The sequence below is a fragment of the Acidobacteriota bacterium genome, from assembly GCA_026707545.1.
Lineage (GTDB): Bacteria > Acidobacteriota > Thermoanaerobaculia > Multivoradales > Multivoraceae > Multivorans.
Window position 1 is genome coordinate 2,838,053 of record JAPOWR010000001.1, and the last position, 18,463, is coordinate 2,856,515.

Annotated in this window: 15 protein-coding genes; 7 read left to right on the top strand and 8 right to left on the bottom strand. The window is 67.6% G+C overall.

Features of this window, described 5'->3' with window-relative positions:
- Positions 1-9: 9 nt before the first annotated feature.
- A complete protein-coding gene (locus OXG83_11290) occupies positions 10-420 on the bottom strand; it encodes a clan AA aspartic protease (protein MCY3965613.1) in 411 nt (136 codons plus the stop codon).
- Positions 420-4,055 (bottom strand): helicase-related protein, encoded by a 3,636-nt coding sequence (locus OXG83_11295; GenBank protein ID MCY3965614.1) that lies wholly within the window; start codon positions 4,053-4,055, stop codon positions 420-422. Before OXG83_11295 ends, OXG83_11290 begins: the two co-directional genes overlap by 1 nt.
- Positions 4,056-4,362: 307 nt before the next feature.
- Between OXG83_11295 and OXG83_11300 the strand changes: the two genes are divergently transcribed.
- Positions 4,363-6,135 carry a PQQ-binding-like beta-propeller repeat protein gene (locus OXG83_11300; protein ID MCY3965615.1) on the top strand — a complete coding sequence of 591 codons (1,773 nt, stop codon included), beginning with the start codon at positions 4,363-4,365 and terminating at the stop codon, positions 6,133-6,135.
- 9 nt (positions 6,136-6,144) lie between these two features.
- Here the strand turns inward: OXG83_11300 and OXG83_11305 are convergent, their stop codons facing one another.
- The 4 genes from OXG83_11305 to OXG83_11320 all read right to left on the bottom strand — a co-directional run bounded on the left by OXG83_11305 (position 6,145) and on the right by OXG83_11320 (position 7,791).
- Positions 6,145-6,399 carry a type II toxin-antitoxin system RelE/ParE family toxin gene (locus OXG83_11305; GenBank protein MCY3965616.1) on the bottom strand — a complete coding sequence of 85 codons (255 nt, stop codon included), beginning with the start codon at positions 6,397-6,399 and terminating at the stop codon, positions 6,145-6,147.
- Entirely contained in the window at positions 6,371-6,598 is a 228-nt protein-coding gene (locus OXG83_11310) for a ribbon-helix-helix protein, CopG family (GenBank protein MCY3965617.1), read from the bottom strand. Before OXG83_11310 ends, OXG83_11305 begins: the two co-directional genes overlap by 29 nt.
- 92 nt (positions 6,599-6,690) lie before the next feature.
- The gene (locus OXG83_11315; GenBank protein ID MCY3965618.1) at positions 6,691-7,146 is read right to left on the bottom strand and encodes a cytochrome c; all 456 of its coding nucleotides are present in this window, start codon (positions 7,144-7,146) and stop codon (positions 6,691-6,693) included.
- Positions 7,147-7,254: 108 nt separating this feature from the next.
- Positions 7,255-7,791, bottom strand: coding sequence for a DUF924 domain-containing protein (locus OXG83_11320; protein ID MCY3965619.1), 537 nt, complete (start codon positions 7,789-7,791; stop codon positions 7,255-7,257).
- 29 nt (positions 7,792-7,820) lie between these two features.
- Here OXG83_11320 and OXG83_11325 point away from each other — a divergent pair, with 29 nt between their 5' ends.
- The 4 genes from OXG83_11325 (at position 7,821) to OXG83_11340 (ending at position 13,403) form a co-directional block, all read left to right on the top strand.
- Complete coding sequence (locus tag OXG83_11325) at positions 7,821-11,069, top strand: DUF1553 domain-containing protein (protein MCY3965620.1); 3,249 nt, start codon at positions 7,821-7,823, stop codon at positions 11,067-11,069.
- A gap of 16 nt (positions 11,070-11,085) precedes the next feature.
- Positions 11,086-12,552, top strand: a complete 1,467-nt coding sequence (locus OXG83_11330; protein MCY3965621.1) for a DUF1501 domain-containing protein — start codon at positions 11,086-11,088, stop codon at positions 12,550-12,552.
- Between the two features lie 66 nt (positions 12,553-12,618).
- Positions 12,619-13,200 (top strand): sulfotransferase, encoded by a 582-nt coding sequence (locus OXG83_11335; GenBank protein ID MCY3965622.1) that lies wholly within the window; start codon positions 12,619-12,621, stop codon positions 13,198-13,200.
- A gap of 26 nt (positions 13,201-13,226) precedes the next feature.
- The gene (locus tag OXG83_11340) at positions 13,227-13,403 is read left to right on the top strand and encodes a hypothetical protein (GenBank protein MCY3965623.1); all 177 of its coding nucleotides are present in this window, start codon (positions 13,227-13,229) and stop codon (positions 13,401-13,403) included.
- A gap of 11 nt (positions 13,404-13,414) precedes the next feature.
- Here OXG83_11340 and OXG83_11345 read toward each other — a convergent pair whose 3' ends face one another.
- Positions 13,415-14,668 (bottom strand): HlyD family efflux transporter periplasmic adaptor subunit, encoded by a 1,254-nt coding sequence (locus OXG83_11345; GenBank protein ID MCY3965624.1) that lies wholly within the window; start codon positions 14,666-14,668, stop codon positions 13,415-13,417.
- On the bottom strand, positions 14,668-15,339 hold the full coding sequence (locus OXG83_11350) for an ABC transporter ATP-binding protein (protein MCY3965625.1): 672 nt from the start codon (positions 15,337-15,339) through the stop codon (positions 14,668-14,670). The genes OXG83_11345 and OXG83_11350 overlap by 1 nt, the downstream gene beginning before the upstream one ends.
- Before the next feature lie 42 nt (positions 15,340-15,381).
- Here OXG83_11350 and OXG83_11355 point away from each other — a divergent pair, with 42 nt between their 5' ends.
- The gene (locus OXG83_11355; protein ID MCY3965626.1) at positions 15,382-15,723 is read left to right on the top strand and encodes a PadR family transcriptional regulator; all 342 of its coding nucleotides are present in this window, start codon (positions 15,382-15,384) and stop codon (positions 15,721-15,723) included.
- Positions 15,724-15,740: 17 nt separating this feature from the next.
- A complete protein-coding gene (locus tag OXG83_11360) occupies positions 15,741-18,458 on the top strand; it encodes an ABC transporter permease (protein ID MCY3965627.1) in 2,718 nt (905 codons plus the stop codon).
- The last annotated feature ends 5 nt before the right edge of the window (positions 18,459-18,463 follow it).

Consider the following 18,463-nt stretch of genomic DNA (forward strand, 5'->3'; position numbering starts at 1 on the left):
CGCTGAACCTCAGGTCCCCACGAGAGCCTCGCCAGCTGCCTTCAAGCGAATCGACGGCAGCCTCCTCAGTCGCTGGTTCGTCGGATCGACCTCGATGCCCAGCGACTCCAACGCGGTCACACCCAGCAGAGGTTCAGTGCCTTCGTCGCCGACGACGATCGTGGTGCCGATGACGTCCCCCATGAACTCCAACTCGGCGACCGCGATGTCCATCACCGCTTCCCTACCATCTGCGAGTTCATAGGTGCGTTGGTCTCGAGGTCGCAGGCCGATCTGCTCCAGGCGGTCTCTCGGCACGAGGGAGTCGATCGCGCCGGTGTCGACCAGGAAGGTGCCCTCCCAGCTCCGGCCGAGGTCGGCGGGGTTGCGAACGGTGACTTGAACGTGGGTGAGTCCCATCTTCACTTGCTCCTTTCTCATCAGTTCGGTCCCCTCCGACCTTCGTGTTTCAATTCTCGTGTCTCGGCCGCCTCGATCAAGGATCCCAGCGGCACGTCAAACTGCGCTCTCGTTCGCTCGCTGGCGAGCAGCTTGTGGAACGGGTCGCAGATTCGCAGCAGCTCGGGCTCCGGGCCAGCGCAGTCGAGCACGACGTAGAGCCAGTAGCGGCTGCCCAGCTTGCACGCCTGCGCCCACTCGTTCGACTGAATCGGGACCCCGGACCGGCCGGCCCGGCCCTTGACTTCAATGCACCGCTGATCGCCATTCGGGAGGGTCGAGAGCAGGTCGAACCCTGGCCAATCCGGCAGGCCGGCGGCCCTCGCGAGGCCGGGCTTCGAGACGTCCTGTACCTTGGCCTTTCGGGCGTGCTCCCGGTCGGCCGCGATGCGGACGGCGAGTTCTTCCACCGCTACGTCGAGCCGCTCGGCGCTCGCGGCAGACCCTGCATCCTCCGGGCGAACGACGAGTGCGTGGAGCAGGAAACGGTGGCCACCCGGGAGGATCCGACGCGGCTCCGCCTCGATGCGATCCAAGGCGAACTGGCGTTCGGTCGACAGCCGCTTTTGTTCGGCCTTGACCGCCTCCAGTTCCTCGCCTTTGCGGTCGGCGGGGTCTCGACCGCTCTGCACGAGCTTCGACCGCAGCGACGCGAGTTCTGAAGCCCGGAGATCGAAGCCTACGGCGGCGCGCCGGCGGCGCTCGGGCAGGTCCGCTTCCCGCTCTCCCCGCAGGTCCTTCGTCAGGTCTTCTAGTAGGACGCCGAGGTGGGCGCCGGCCTGGGCACGGAGGTCGAGCGCCCGGGGCGCAAGCGGCGCCATGCCGGGCGCGAGACCGGTCGGCGCGAGCAACAGGACTCTCTCTACCGGACACTGCTCGGGCGGCTCGTCGGCCCGTTGCCGCAAGGCGACGAGACGCCGCTCCACCACCCGGCGCGCCATCCCCCGGCGACTTGGGCTTCGGCCAGTGGCAGCCTGCTCCTGCTCAATCCAAATCTCGGCGAGATGAAGCAGGTAGGGCTCTTCGGCCATCGAGTCGACGAAGATCGATCCCCGTAGTGCGTCGTTCCTGAATCGCGTGCGAATCTCGTCGCACAGGGCATCGAACAGCGGTTCCCCGGGGTGAAGCCAGATGCCGGTGTCGTCATCCTGTGGCCGGCGAGTCGTCAACCACTCGCGCGCGTCGCGGGGATAGGTGTCGAACGCCGGCAACAACCGGTCGAGAGCGCCGCGCTTTGCCGGCGCCAGAGCGAAGCGGTCGTCCAGGTCGCCCTTGATTTCGAGATCGAGGAGTCGCGCACCCCGCTCGACCAAACGCCGCACATGCGCGGGAAGGAGGTGCAGGTAGCGCTCCCTTTCCACCTCAGGACGCAGATCCTCTCCGGTCACGGAGGCTTCCGGTACGCCATAGACGTCCGCGTCCCGCTCATCGATCCGCTTCACCCGGGCAGCGTCAACCGCCTGCTCGACCCGCTCGACTGCCCGCCCCTCGCCCTCGTCGCTCGTCGCACGGGCCATGAAACGGGTCAGCGACTCGCCCTCGAACAGGCGGCCGACCACGTCGAAGACCTTGTCGGATGAGAGTTCCTCCCGAATGGCGTCGAGCTTCTCCAGCAGCACCCGCAAGACCCTTCCCTCGCGGGTGCTGCCAGCGACGAGATTGAAGATCCGGACCTCGGACTGCTGGCCGTAGCGGTGGATCCGGCCCATCCGCTGCTCCAGTCGCGCCGGGTTCCACGGGATGTCGTAGTTCACCATTAGCCGGCAGAACTGCAGGTTGATGCCTTCGCCGGCCGCATCGGTCGCGACCATGTAGCGCGCGCCGTTCGGCCGCCTGAAAGCCGCCACCTGGCGTTCCCGCTCCCGCCAGTCCATGCCGCCGTGGATCTGCGCCGTGTGGCCCCTGTAGCCAAGCCCCTCCAGGCGCCGGACCAGGTGGTCCACGGTGTCCCTATGTTCGCTGAAGATGAGCCACTTCTCATCCTTGCAGTCGGGATCCTCGAGCACCTGACGGAGCTGCTCGAACTTGGTTTCCGTGCCGGAGGCGATCAGTTGGCGCGCCTGTTCTGCCAGGTCTTCGACCTGCTCCGCCTCACGCCGCAGCTCCTCCGCGCCGACCACGGTGACTGCCCCGAGAACCGCATCCTCGTACGCCTCGTTGCCCTCGGCCCAGCCGTCGGCAGCCATGTCGTCGTCCGCCGCCGCGTCGTCGAAGTAGTCGCGGCGGTGCCGCTCGCTTAGGCGGCGCTGCCTCTGCAGCAGCAGGTCGGCTGTGAGTTCGCCGTTCTCGATCGCCTCCGCCGTCCGCGTGAGCTTCTCGATACGCCGTTCGAAAGAACGGAGCAGAGCCCAGGTCGAACTGGCGAGCCGACGTTGGAACACGGTCTTGGCCAACTCGACGGCGGGCTGGTTGTCCAGGGCACGGCCGTAGCAGTCATCGAGATACCGGGTGGTCCGTTCGTAGAGGTTCTGCTCGCCGTCCTCACCTCCGCTCAGGCGGTAACTGAACGTGTCGCACGTTCGCGGAGGGTAGAGCGGTCCACCGTCGAGGCCGGTCATCTCCTCCTTCGTGCGACGGAGGAAGTGTCGATCGCGTGTAGATCGGGAAGCCCGGCGAACGGCCTCCACCGCGCCGAAAGCGTCGGCGTCGAGCAGTCGCCACAGCCATGCGTAGGGAAGGCTCTTTCCCATGTGCGGCGTGGCGGTGAGAAGCAGGAGATGTTGCGCTGTCCAGTCAAGACCGCCGAACCGACCTTCCAGGCCGGCGCCGACCGCCAGTGCTTCGGCGAGCTGGTAGCGGCGGGTCCTGTCGATGCGGTTGCCCCTCTCGTGGACGCTGAGTTTGTGCGCCTCGTCGAAGACGACCAGGTCGTAGCCGCGGCCGGCCCGTCGGAGGATGTCGAACATCTTGTCGCCAGCCAGCGTGTCCAGCGATACGATCACGCGGTCGCCGCCAGAGCCGCGGAACGGATTGTCCGCTCTCGCCTCGGCACCGTCGACGATGCGGAAGTCCAGTCGAAACAGGTTCCACAGCTCCCGCCGCCAGTTGCCGACCAAACCCGCGGGAGGAACGATCAACACGCGCTCCAGGCGCTCCCTCGACATCATCTCGCGGACGTACAGACCGGTCATGATCGTCTTCCCGGCGCCGGCATCGTCCGCGAGCAGGAAGCGCAGCGGATCCTGCTTCAGCATCCGCTCGTAGACGGCGAAGCGCTGGTGCAGCAGCGGATGGATGCGCGACGTCTCGATCGCGAAGGCCGGGTTGAACTGCCGCCCGAACGACAACCGGAGCGCGTCCGCCACCGCGAGCACGGCCTCGGGGTCGCCCGCGAAGTCCAGGCCAACAGCCGGACGCGCTGCCGGGCGCAGCGTTCGCATGGGCTGCACTTCGGATGCCGCTGCCGCGGCCGCGGCCTCCTGGCGGAGTTGCGCCAGCTTCTCGAGCGCGAGCCGTCGGGGATAGGACTGTCCGGACTCCCAACGGTGGACGGTGATCGTCGAAACGCCGAGTCGTTCGGCGAACTGTTCCTGCGTCAGCCCGAGGTGGCCGCGAAGGCGGCGGACGTCGCCGTCGATCTCGACTGGGGAACCTTGATGAGAAGTGAACTCCGCCACGGCGGAGCATTCTACAGCAGTGTGCCTGTGATGTCGAACACGCGACCTATCAAATGTTAGATTTGGCGCCCGATCGACTCCTTGTCGGCCATCTGACCGCGCAAACCGGGCTCGCCGCTTCGCGGCATCGCACTTGATGCGGACCAGAAGGTCCGCGCACCCAGAGAACGACCCTGGTGCGGCGGAGTTCTCTACATGCAGATGATGTGGCGTCACTGCGGGCTACTGCAGAACAGCATCCCGGCCCCGCGCCATACGTGGTGGGCAATACTCTACGGCTCCACCCAGACAGGAAGAGGTGTTCTCGATGCCGAAGCGGTTCCACTACCTGTTCGCCGCCGCGGTCGCAGCCGTGGCCCTCGTCGGCCCGGCCGTTCACGCGCAGTCCGGCGACGCCTTCGTCCCGGTCACCGACGAGATGCTCGAGAACCCGGCGCCGGAGGACTGGCTCATGTGGCGGCGCACCGCGAACGGCTGGGGCTACAGCCCGCTCGCCCAGATCACGCCAGAGAACGTCGGCGATCTGCGGATGGTGTGGACCCGGTCGCTGAACGACGGTAGCCAGACCGGCACGCCACTGGCCTACCGGGGCGTCATGTACATGCCGAATCCGAACGACGTGATCCAGGCGCTCAACGCCGCGACCGGCGATCTGATCTGGGAGCACCGCCGCAAGATCCCCGAGGACGCGAAGGACTACGTCGGGGGCTTCCTGTCCCAGAACAACCGGAACATCGCGATCTTCGCGAACCTGATCATCGACACGAGCGTCGACGACCACCTCTTCGCGCTCGACGCCGAGACCGGCAAGATGGTCTGGGAGACGATGGTCCTCGACTACAGGGTCCATCCCGCGCTCCAGGGCGCCGGCCCGATCATCGGCAACGGCAAGGCGTTCTCGGGCCGCAGTTGCTCGCCGCGCGCCGGGCCCGAGGCCTGCGTGATCACCGCCCACGACGCGTTGACCGGCGAGGAGCTGTGGCGGCGCCTCACGATTCCCGCCCCCGGCGAACCGGGCAACGAGACCTGGGGCGACGTGCCCTTCGAGAAGCGGGCTCACGTCGGCTCCTGGATGCCGCCGAGCTACGACCCGGAACTCAACCTGGTCTTCGCCGGCACCTCGGTCACGGCGCCGGCGCCGAAGTTCATGCTGGGCGGAACGGACAAGACGCACCTGTACCACAACTCGACGCTCGCGCTCGACGGCGATACCGGCGAGATCGTCTGGCACTACCAGCACATGAACGACCACTGGGATCTCGACCATCCGTTCGAACGCCTGATCGTCGACACCGCGGTGGCGCCGGACCCGGACGAGGTGGCCTGGATCAACCCGAACATCGAGACCGGCGAAGTGCGCAAGGTGATCACCGGCATCCCCGGCAAGACGGCCCTCGTCTACTCAATCGACCGGGAGACGGGCGAGTTCCTCTGGGCTCGGCCAACCGTCTACCAGAACGTGATCCAGAGCATCGACGGCGAGACCGGCAAGGCGACCGAGAACCCGGAGGTCATCTTCCACGCGCTGGAGGAGGAGCGGCTCATCTGCCCGAACATGCACGGCGGCAAGGACTGGGAGGCCGGCGCCTACAGCCCCGAGACGAACACGCTGTACTACCCGCTGCGCAACATGTGCATGCCGACGCTGACGACGACGGACCCGAGCGCGTCCCACCCCTACTACGCCCTGAGCGTCCGCCACGAACTGGCGCCCGGCACCGAGAACCTCGGCACCGTCTACGCGATCTCCGCAGAGACCGGCAAGACAGTCTGGCTGCACGAACAGCGCGCCTCGACGACCTCCCTGGTCGCCACCGGCGGGGGATTGCTCTTCGGCGGCGATGTGAACGGCCGCTTCAAGGCCTACAGCCAGGAGACCGGCGAGGTGCTGTGGGAGGTGAACCTCGGCGCGCCGGTGACCGGTTACCCGATCACCTACGCCGTCGACGGCACACAGTACGTGGCGGTCAGCACCGGCATCTCGGCGACCACGTCGAGCTTCCTGCGGCTGACGCCGGAACTCAAGCCCGGCTTCGCGAACAACCTGTTCGTCTTCGCGCTGGAGTACGCCAGTCCCTGAGCCGCCGTCTCACCGGTACACCTCCCGGCGATGACCGATGCGGACGACCAGAATTGTCAGCTCTTCGTGGAATGCCTCGTAGATGATCCGGTACCGCCCCACGCGAAGTCGACGCAGGCCCCCGAACTCGCCCTTGAGCGCGGCACCTGCGGAGGGTTCCTGAGCGAGACGGTCGATCGCCGCGACGAGCCGCGTTCGCTCCTGCGCGTCGATTCTCCTCAGAGTTCTGGCGGCGCTACCCTTGATCTTGATCGAGTAGCTCACGCTTGACGTCATCCCAATCAAGGACCGGGTCGGCGGGATCGTTGAGTCGATCCAGCGCCAGACGCAGATCCTCGAAGTCGTCGAGGTAGTACTCGAGCGCCTGCCTGACCAACTGCGCTCTCGAGCGATTCAACTGGCTCGCGGCGCGGTCGGCCTTCTCGACCAGGTCCTCGGGAAGTCTTGCCGTCACTTGCACCATTGTCGTCCTCTCTGACCCCACATGATGTCTTTGACTTCGCATGAAGTCAACAGCGTCGCTCAGCGTGGCGCCTCGACGACGCGGCCCACCGTTTACGGCGGCATTCGCTCGACCGCGATTCCCTCCAACAGGCTGGAGTTCGCTAGCAACTCCCAGTCACCGGCCGGGTACCCGTTGGCGCTCAGTAGGAACGCGACGATGTCGATGTACGCCTGGTCGCCAAGTGTCCCGGGTTCTTCCGGCGGCATGGTCGACTGGACGCTGGTGTAGATGTCCGCCACCTTGAGCCCACGCCAGCGGAACCTGAACGCCACGCCGGTCAGACCCGGCGCCATTTCGCCGCCGCCCAGGCCCTCGCCGTGGCATTCGGCGCAGTGCGCGTCGTAGGCGGCCCGACCTCGCTTCGCCTGTGCTTCGGTGAAGATGCCGTCGAGAACGGAGGCCGGCGGTGCGGCCGGTTCAGACTCCGCTGCCGCTGGCGGTGCCTGGGCCGGAGCGGACGGCGGCGTCGTCACGATCGCCGTCGAGCAGGCCAAGGTGGACGCCAAGACCGGTACTGTGACCCCGACCGCAGTGAGGAAGGCCCTTCGGGTTGCCATCGTCGCCAACGTACTACGCGGTCGCCTCGCAGGTACAGAGACCTCCGGGCCCGCTCCTCAGAACGACGACCCGGGCTCCCGAAGGAACGCGATCTCCTCTGGCGTCGAAGAGCGGCCGAGGACGCGGTTGCGATGTGGGTAGCGCCCAAAGCGATCGATGATCGCCTTGTGCCGCCGCTCGAAGTCCAGGCTCTCCGGGTCGTCGAGGCTCTCGAACAACTGGACCGCGATCTCGTGGATCCGCGGCGACTCGCTGTGCTCGTAGGGCATGTAGAAGAACTGCCGCTGGACCGGCGGAACAGCCTGATCGGCACCAATCCGCGCCGCCTCCTGTGCCAGCGCCAACGCCATCGCGTCGGCCGCGAAGGCGCGCGGGTCCTCGCGGTAGAGGTTGCGCGAGAACTGGTCGAGCACGATGATCTCGGCGAGGCGCCCTTCCGGCGTATCCCGCCAGCCGTGCAGCTCTCCCCGAACCGCCTGGTCGTGCAGTGCTCCGAACCGAGAGCGGATTGCCGCGTCGAACTGCGGATCGCTGCTCCACCACTGCTCGGGACCACTCTCTTCAAACCAGAAGGACAGGACTTCTTCGATCATGTTCACGTGTTCTATCCTCTACTACCTCCATGCTTCAGAGATCGTCCCGCCTGTTCCTGACGGCGCTGGCAATCGCGGCCTGCGGCTCTACGGCCTCGCTGTGGGCCGCCGTCGAGCCGGCGCCCGCCGTCGACTTCCAGCGCGACGTCCGGCCGATCCTCTCCAACAACTGCTTCGCCTGCCACGGTCCCGACGAGGCGACCCGCCAAGCGGATCTGAGGCTCGATACGCGGGACGGCGCGTTCAGTGCGCGGCCTCCGGCGGGCCGGAGCAACCGACCGCGCGGTCCTGCGGTCGTCGCCGGCGACATCGACGCCAGTCTGCTGGTGGAGCGCATCAACCACGCGGACCCGCTGCGGCGGATGCCGCCCGAGGTGTCGCAGAAGTCACTCTCCGACGAGCAGATCGGGACCCTTACCCGCTGGATCGAGCAGGGCGCGCCCTGGGACGAGCACTGGTCGTTCGCCGCCATCGAGCGGCCGGCGCCGCCGACGGTCGACGACGAAGCCTGGGCCCGCGATCCGCTCGACCGCTTCATCCTGGCGCGTCTCGAAGCGGAGGAACTGACTCCCGCCGGGGAGGCCGACCGCCGCACCCTGGCCCGGCGGGCCGCCCTCGACCTGACCGGCCTGCCGCCCGACCCGGGCACGCTCGCGACCTTCCTCGGCGACACGGAGGAAGGCGCCTACGAGCGGCTCGTCGACCGCCTGCTCGCTTCGCCGCACTGGGGCGAGCACCGCGCCCGTTACTGGCTGGACGCGGCGCGCTACGGCGACACCCACGGCATCCACATCGACAACTACCGGGAGATGTACGCCTACCGGGACTGGGCGATCCAGGCGTTCAACCGGAACCAGCCGTTCGACCAGTTCACGCTCGACCAGATCGCCGGCGACCTGCTGCCGGAACCCACCCTGGACCAGTTGATCGCCACCGGGTTCCAGCGCAACAACATCACGACGAACGAGGGCGGCGTCGTGATCGAGGAGTATGAGGCGATCTACGCCAAGGACCGGGCCGAGACGATCGGCAGCGTGTTCATGGGCCTGACCGTCGGCTGCGCGACCTGCCACGACCACAAGTTCGACCCGATCAGCCAGCGGGAGTTCTACGCGCTGACCGCGTTCTTCCGGAACACGACGCAGTACGTGATGGACGGCAACATCTCCGACCCGCCGCCGACCCTGGTGGTGCCCCACGAAGATGACCGCGATAGCTGGTACCGCCTGCGCGAGGAGGTCGGCGAGATCGACGACGCGATGGCGGAACGCCCGGACGCGATGGAGGCGGCGTTCGAGGAGTGGCTCGGCACCGGCGCCCACCGGTCCATCGAAGCTCCGCTGGGGACGGCCTCCGAACTCCTCCGGCTCGACCTCGACGGCGAGGAGCCGGCCGCGATCCTGAAGGGCGAACGGCAGCCCCTCGCCTCGTCACAGGGGATCCGCATCGAGCCCGGCCCGAAAGATCTGCCCGCGGTGCTCTTCGACGGAGAATCCTGGGTCGAGCTGCCGAACCTCGAACTCGACACGGACTCGCCGTTCTCGCTGGCCCTCTGGGTCCGCATGCCGGAAGCCGAGGGCACCTACACGATCGCGAGCCAGTACGACCCGACCGACGGCAACCGCGGCTGGGCGATGACCCTGGCTGCACGGGAGCTTTACTTCGGCCTCTACGGCGATCGAGCGGGACCCGGCCGGGGCGTCACCAGCATCCTGATCAACCCGAACAACACGCAGCGGCTCACTCCCGGCGAGTGGACCCACATCGTCGCCACCTACGACGGCTCCGGCGAACGCGGCGGCATGCACATCTACCGCGACGGTGGTCGCGTTCCCGAGCAGGGCAGCGAGTACTTCAGGAAGGTCGAGGGCCGCATCCGCACCGACCGGCCGTTCTACCTCGGGCGGGGCGACGTGAGGGACGACGGCAAGCCGCGGACGCTGGCCGGCGGCGCCGTCGCCGACGTGCGCGTCTTCGACCGCGTGCTGTCAGTAGAGGAAGCGAAGGTCGTCTCGGAGTGGAGTGCGCTCCGGACGGCTGCCGCCAAGGCGCCGGTGGCACTCGACGCCCCCGAGCGCGAGGCGCTGCGACGCTCCTACCTCAAGACACACGACGACGAGTGGCGCCGGCTCGCCTCCCGCCGGCTCGAGATCGAAGCGGAGTGGCGCGAACTCCGCCGCCGCGGCACGATCACTCACGTCATGCAGGAACTCCCGGACAGCGAGCCGGCGGCCCACGTCCTCTACCGCGGCAACTCCGACCAGCCGCGCGAGCGGGTGACTGCGAGAACGCCGGCCGCGCTGCCCCCGATGCCGGAGGACCTGCCCCGCAACCGGCTGGGCCTCGCCCAGTGGCTGGTGGACGAGACGAACCCGCTGACGGCGCGGGTCACCGTCAACCGCTTCTGGCAGCAGGTCTTCGGCACCGGGCTCGTCGTCACCGCCGAGGACTTCGGCGCCCAGGGCGACGTGCCGTCGCACCCAGCGCTCCTCGACTTTCTTTCGACCGAGTTCCGGGAATCGGGCTGGGACGTCAAGGGCTTCTTCCGGCGGCTGGTGACCTCGTCGACCTACCGGCAGGCGGCCACGCTCACGCCAGAGAAGCTGGAGCAGGACCCGGACAACCGGCTGCTCTCGCGCGGCCCGCGTTTCCGCATGGACGCGGAGATGGTCCGCGACACGGCGCTCGCGGCCAGCGGCCTCCTGGTGCGCACGATCGGCGGCCCGAGCGTCAAGCCGTATCAACCGGAGGGGCACTGGGAGCGGGTGGCGATGAACGCCAGCAACACGTCCCGTTACCAGCAGGACTCGGGGGACAAACTCTACCGGCGGAGCCTCTACACCTTCTGGAAGCGCGCCGCGCCGCCGCCGTCGATGACCATCTTCGACGCCGGCAACCGCGAGCACTCGATGGTGCGCCGCGAACGGACGAACACGCCGCTTCAGGCACTGGTCACGATGAACGACACGCAGTTCGTCGAGGCGTCGCGCTTCCTCGCCCAGCGGGCGATGCGCGAGGCCGGTGACGACTTCGACCGCCGGCTCGACTACCTCACGACCCGGCTGCTGGCCCGGGACTTCGACGACTCGGAGCGGACGGTGGCACGACGGACGTACGAGGGCCTGATCGACCTCTACAGCGCCGATAAAGCGGCGGCCAAGCAGCTCGTCGATGTTGGTGAGTCGGCCCATGACGCCGGCCTGCCATTCGACGAGTCGGCGGCCTGGACGATGTTGGCGAGCCAGTTGATGAACCTGGACGAGACCCTGAACAAGTAGCCGGAGGCCTTAGGGAATGGACCCATTCAAGGAAACCGTTCGAGCCGAGACCAGGCGCCAGTTCTTCGGTACGGCCGCGCGAGGCATCGGCGGACTGGCGCTGGCCAGCCTGTTCGCCGAGGACGCTTTCGCTCTCCCCGCAGCCAGGGACCGGTTCGGCGGCCTGCCCGACCTGCCGCACTTCGCGCCGAAGGCGAAGCAGTGCATCTATCTCCACATGATGGGCGCGCCGCCGCAGATGGACCTGCTCGACTACAAACCGAAAATGAAGGAGTACTTCGACCAGGACCTGCCCGACTCGATCCGGCAGGGGCAGCGGCTGACGACGATGACCTCCGGCCAGTCCCGCTTCCCGATCGCGCCGTCCGTCTTCGAGTTCTCACAACACGGCGGGAACGGCGCCTGGTTCTCCGAACTCCTGCCCCACACGGCGAGCATGGCGGACGACATCGCGATCATCCGCTCGATGCACACCGACGCGATCAACCACGAGCCGGGCATCACCTTCATCCAGACCGGCCAGCAGATTCCCGGGCGGCCGTGCATCGGCTCCTGGTTCGCCTACGGCCTCGGCAGCCTGAACGAGGACCTGCCGACCTTCGTCGTAATGAACGCGGAGCGCAGCCACCCGGCGGCGGGCCTCCAGGCGATCTCGGCGAAACTCTGGAGCGCCGGTTTCCTGTCACCCGAGTACGCAGGCGTGGGGCTCCAGACCGGCGACGAGCCGGTGCTCTACCTCAAGGATCCACACGGCGTCTCGCCGGATGTCCGGCGACGGGTGCTCGACGGCATGAGCGAGCTGAACCGGCTGCGCCACGCCCAGGTCGGCGACCCGGAGACCCTGGCCCGCATCGAGCAGTACGAGATGGCGTTCCGCATGCAGTCCTCGGTGCCGGAGATGGCGGACCTCTCGAGTGAGCCGGAGAGCACCTGGGAACGCTGGGGCGAGGAAGCCCGGGAGCCCGGCAAGTTCCAGAACGCGGCCTTGATGGCCCGGCGTCTGGTCGAGCGCGGCGTGCGCTTCGTGCAGATCTACCACCGCGGCTGGGACGTCCACTCCCTCCTGCCGACGGTGCTGCCTGCCCAGGCCCGCGACGTCGATCGGGCCGCCTGGGCGCTGATCCAGGACCTGAAGGAGCGCGGTCTCTTCGACGAGACCCTGGTCATCTGGGGCGGCGAGTTCGGACGGACGATCTACTCCCAGGGGGCCCTCACCGCTGAGAACTACGGCCGCGACCATCATCCGCGCTGCTTCAGCATCTGGATGGCCGGCGGCGGGGTCAGGGGCGGCGTCGTCCACGGCGAGACGGACGACTTCTCGTACAACATCGTCAAGGACCCGGTGCACATCCACGACTTCCAGGCCACGGTGCTGCACCTGTTCGGCATCGACCACGAGCGGTTCACGTACCGGCACCAGGGGCTCGACGCCCGGTTGACCGGCGTCGAGAAGGCGCGGGTGGTCAGGGAAGTCCTCGCCTAGGAACCACCGGCGTAGCGCCGGCTGATCGCGGCCTGGGCGAGGGAGTACCAGGAGAAGTACGCCACGATGCGGCTCACGAGTTCCGAGATGGCGCGGTGGCGGCGCGCCTATCTCGATGTGCTCCGCAAGGCCACGCTGGCTTCCGGCGGGCGCCGGCTCGTGCTCAAGAGCCCAACCAACCTCGGCCGCACCGCCGAACTGCTGCGCCTGTTTCCCGACGCGAAGTTCATCCACATCGTCCGAAATCCCTACGTCGTCTACCGGTCGATGACGAACCTGTACCGGCACGTGCTGCCGATCTGCCAACTGGACGACGCGGAACCGGAAGACGTGATCGCCGGCCTGCTCGACTCCTACGCCGCGATGATGAGGCAGTACATGAAGGACCGGGAGTCGATCCCTCCGGGACACCTGGCCGAAGTGCGTTTCGAGGATCTCGAACGAGCGCCCATGGCCGAACTGGAGCGTCTCTACAACGAGCTGGCGCTGCCGGGCTGGGAGCGGGCCCGCAAGCCGATCGGCGACTATCTCGGGACCCTGTCGGGCTATCGCAAGAACGCCTACAGGATCGATCCGGAGACGATCGACATTGTCGACCGGAACTGGGGATTCGCGGTGGACGCCTGGGGTTACCGGCCGCCGAAGTAACGACCACGAGGAGAGGAGACGAACTCATGATTCGAGCTGAAGAACGCAACGACATCACGCCGCTGTGCCCGCACTGCGAGCATCCCGTGAGTGTCTACTTCCGGGAGATCTCGGGAATCCTGGGCAAGCGCTACCTCTACTTCTGCGCCCTGTGCAAGAAGGTGCTCGGCGTCTCGCACCGCAAGGGCTTCTTCATGGGGTAGAACCGCCCGCCTCAGTCGATACGGAGGCGGTCGAACTCATCCCAGGCGGACATGTCCGACAGGACGACCTGATCGCCCGGAACCAATCCGTCCAGCACCTCGATCGTGTTGGCGGAGCTTCTGCCCAGGAGCACACGTGTGCGCGTAGCGCCGTTCCCCTCGCCGTCCAGTCGGAAGAGACCGACCTCGCTCTCTTCCTGGCCGACGACGGGCCGACCGACGAAGACCACGTCCTCGAGCCGTTCGAGCTCGATGGTTCCGGCGACCGTCAGGTCCGGCCTGGCCCCGCGCGGAAGATCGCCGTCCAGCGCGACATCGACCGTGACGGTCCCCTCTTCGACCGCCGGATCGATCCTGACCACCCTGCCGGGGACGATGCCGTTTCGCGTGTCGACCGAGGCGACCTGCCCGATCTGAACGTCCTTCGCCTGGGTCTCGGCAATCCGCAGTTCAGCCTTCAGCGCCGTCGGGTCGCCGACCCGGGCCAGACTGGTGCCCGCGGTGACGCGCTGCCCCTCCTCGACCGGCACCTGCTGGAGAACGCCATGCATGCCGGCGCGGACCCGCAGAGCCGCGACCTGATCGAGCCGCAGTTGCCAGATCGCGCGTAAACGATCCACTTCGGCCTGCTCGACCGCGAGCTTGGCCGCCTTCGTCGTTTCCGCGATGCCGAGGCGCTCCTCCTCCAGGGCGAAGCGCGTTTCATGTTCCCGCTTCGACGCCTGCGCCCGCTGGAGTTCGATCGCCGAAGCCAGACCGTCCTTGGCGAGTTCGGCGTCTGCGTCCGCCTCGAGCCGCGCCACAACTAGCGCAGCCTCCACGCTCGCAAGTCCCGCCTTCTGCATCAATAGCTCACTCTCGAGCTCCACCTTTCGATTCTCGTAGCGGGCCTCGGCGGCGCGGAGGTTGAGCTCCGCTTCCCTGGCCTGGTGCTCGAGTTCCGGGTTGCTCAGTTCGACGATCACCGAGTCCGGCGTCACTTCGGCGCCCGGATCGATCACGATCCTCTCGACAGTGCCTTCCGTCGTGGCGGGGATCCAGCGGATGTTCTCCGGCACCAGGGTTCCTCGCCCCCGGACTTCCCGCACCATCGGGCCCCGTCGCACCGTGTCGATATAGAGAGCGTCCCGGTCGACGCGCGGCGCCGACGGCTGCACCTGCTGCAGACCGAGCGTGACCAGCACCAGCAGGAAGCCTCCGAGCGAGTAGTACGTCACCCGGCGAAGCTTCTTCTTCCGCGCCAGGTCCGGTCTCGCGACGTCCATCAGGTCGTGGCCCGCCCGTCGAAGAGATGTATCTCCCTCTCCGCATAGTCGGCGTAGCGGGGATCGTGGGTGACCATGCAGATCGTCGACCCTTCCTCGTGCAGCGTCCGCAGCAGGTCCATCACCGCGCCGCCGTTCTTCGAGTCGAGGTTGCCCGTCGGCTCGTCGGCGAGCAGGATCGAGGGCTGGCCGGCAACGGCACGCGCGACGGCGACCCGCTGCTGCTGCCCTCCGGAGAGCTGGCTCGGCAGGTGCTTCGCGCGCGGCGCCATCTCCACCTTCTCCAGTGCCTGACCGACCAGCTCGCGCCGCTCCCTCGGCCGGATTCCCCGATACGTGAGCGGAAGCTCGACGTTCTCGTAGACGGTCAGGTCGCCGATCAGGTTGAAGTTCTGGAAGATGAAGCCGATCTCCCGGTTACGGATCCGCGCTCGCTCGGACTGCCGGAGCTGCGCCACCGGGTAGCCGTTCAGCGTGTAGTCGCCAGCGGTCGGTGTATCGAGCAGACCGAGGATCGACAGCAGGGTCGACTTGCCGCAGCCGGATGGCCCGGACACCGCCACGTACTCGCCCGAGTCGATGTCGAGAGTGACCCCATCGAGCGCGTGGGTCTCGATCTCGTCCGTGTAGAAGACCTTCGAGACGTTCTCCAGATGAATCAGCGTATTCATGGTGTAGACAATCTACGTCATATGGAGTAGCTTGTCTACACCATGACGCCAGCAAGCCCCCGCAACCAGCTTCTCTACGGAACCCTCGACCTGCTCATCCTGCGCACGCTGGTCTACGGCCCGGCGCACGGTCACGCGATCGCCGGGCACATCCAGCGCGTATCGGAAGACGCGCTCCGCATCGAGACCGGCTCCCTGTACCCGGCCCTTCACCGGCTGGAGGCACGCGGCTGGATCGCGGCGAAGTGGAAGACCTCCGACAAGGGCAAGCGCGCCAGGTACTACCGGCTCACCAGAACCGGGCGGCGGCAGTTCGTCGTCGAGCAGTCACGGTGGCAGCAACTCTCGGTTGCCGTGACCAGGGTGCTGCGTCCGGCGGAGTAGCGGGAGAGACCAGGGCAATGCTGCACGTGCTCTACAATCGTCTGCGCTCCGTCTGGCATCGGCGACGCAAGGACGCCGAACTCGACGAGGAGATCCGCTTCCACCTGGCTGAGGAAGTGGAAGAACGGGTAGACGCCGGCCTGGCTCCCGAACAGGCGCACGCCGAGGCACGGCGCGGCTTCGGCAACGTCCTGCTGACTCGCGAACTGACCCGCGAAGCCTGGGGCTGGGCACCGGCGGAGCGCTTTCTCAGGGACGTCGGTGCCGCGTTCCGGATGATGCGACGCAACGCCGGCTATACCTGCGCCGTCGTCCTCACCCTGGCACTCGGCATCGGACTGAACGCCCCGATGTACGAGATGCTGTCGAGGCTCTTCCTTCAGCCGCCACCCCATATCGAGGACCCGGACGCCGTTCATCGCGTCTGGCTGAGCGAGCGCGACGACTCGGACGATCGCGGAGTCTTCACTGGCCCGGCCTCTGCGTGGGATCGGATGCAGTGGCTCGAATTCAGCGCACTGAGCGCCGACAACGGGCCCACCGGCGCGGTCGCGGGCTACACGGCACCCCGGTTCATGCCGAACGGACGCGGTCAGACTGCCGAGAACCTCAGCGTCTCCTGGGTCACGGGAGAGTTCCTGGATCTCCTGGGAGTAGAGCCCACGATCGGCCGGCTGATCGGCCCGGAGGACGACGACCCGGCGGCGGCACCCGTCGCCGTCGTCAGCGACGGCTACCGGCGGGAGAGGTTCGCCAGCCCGCAGGAAGCACTCGGCGCAACACTAGAATTCGACGACGTCACGTACGTCGTCGTCGGCGTGCTGCCACCCGGTTTCTCCGGACCGGATCCGGACGGGGTCGATGTCTGGCTACCTTTGGAACCGGCGGTAACGGCCTTGCGCGGGGACCGCTGGCAAAGCTTCGGAAGTGGCTTCTATCTGACGCCATTGGCCCGGCTTCCGCGCGGTCTGACCCCCGAGACCGCCGGCGCAGCGGCGACCGCCGCGGTCCGCGCGGCACGCGCCGACTCGCCCTTCGGGGACTCGCTCGACCCCGAAGCGACCGTCGTGCTGGGTTCCATCCTCAGGACCCGAGGTCCCTCCTCGCCGTCCGGCGAGATTCGCCTTGCACTGGTCGTCGGCGGCGTCACGCTGCTGGTCCTCCTCATTGCGACCGTCAACATGTCCAACCTTCTGTTGGTGCGAGTGGCGGCGCGCCGCCGCGAACTGGCGGTGCGCTACGCGCTCGGTGCCGGCAGATGGGGAGTCGGACGCCTGCTGGCGATAGAGAGTCTCGTGCTCGCCACGGTCTCTGGCGCCGTGGCGCTGGCCGTAGCCGCGGTTGCGGGCCGCACCCTGCGCCTCACCCTGCTGCCGGGACATCAGGGGACCGTGGACGCGCTGAACTTCACGGCTGTCGGCTTCACGGGGTTCGCCGTGCTTGCGGTCGGCCTCGGCGCGGCCATTGCGCCCGCCGTGTACGCGGCACGGAGCCGGCAGATCGAGAGGCTCGACAGCTCGCGAGGCGCCAGCGCACTCGGTACGCCGGTCCGCACCGGTTTGATCGTCGTTCAGGCCGCGCTATCTCTGGTGCTCCTCAGCGGAACCGCCGTCTTTTACCGCTCGTTCGAGGCGGCGCGTCAGGTCGACGTCGGCTACGCGAAGGAGAACCTGATCTCGGTGGACCTGGCGGGCTTTCGCCGCACCGGGCCGCTCGATGAGGCCGCGATCGACGCTCTGGAGTCCCGCCTCCGGTCACTACCGGTCGTCCTCGATGTCGCCCAGGGAACGAACTCACCGATGTGGGGGCAGGCCGCGATGCCGCCACCACGGGTCGAAGGGCTGGACCGCCTGCCGTTCAACGAAGGTCCCTACGTAGGCCTAACGACGTCCAACTTCTTCCGCGTCGCGGGCTTGGCGATTGTGGAAGGTCGCGGCTTTACCGAGTGGGATCGCGCCGAGACCCAGAAGGTCGCGGTCGTGGACACGATGTTCGCCCACGGCGTCTGGCCCGGCAAGAGCGCCGTGGGCCAGTGCCTCTTCTTCGGCCAAGCGTCCACGGAGTGCACCATGGTCGTCGGCGTCGTGGAATCCGCCCTCGACAGGGGCCTGCTGGACGCCGACCGCGCCGCCGTTTACTACCTGCCCATCTCCCAGGCTTCGTCGAACCCCATTCAGGCCGGCTTCGTGAACAACATGCGCACGCTGGTCGTGCGGACTCGCGGGAACCCCGGGAGCGCGGTGCAGCCAACGCTCCTCGCCCTGGCGGACCTGTTCCCCGACCTCCCGCGCGACAACGTCCGGAGCCTCCAGACTGTCTTCGCGCCGCGGATCCGTACGTGGACGATCGGTACGGGGCTGTTCGGCGCCTCCGCCGCCCTGGCGGTGCTACTCGCCGCCATCGGGCTCTATGCGGTCATCGCGTTCGGTGTGCGCCAACGCGAACTGGAGTTCGGCATCCGTCGCGCCTTGGGCGCCAGGGCGTCGCGCCTCCTGCGCATGGTGCTGGCGCGTGGCTTCTCCCTGGCCGCGGCCGGCGTCGCAGCCGGCACGCTCGCCGCGCTGTGGGCGGGCAGGTTCGTGGAACCCCTGCTCTTCGACGGCCGGACTCCCCGCGACCCGCTGGCGTTCGCCGCCGCTGCGCTCGTACTCCTGACCATAGCCGTGATGGCCTCCTTGCTGCCGGCCCGCCGGGCCTCTCGCGCCGACCCTCGTCAGGCGTTGGAGGCTGAGTAGCACCA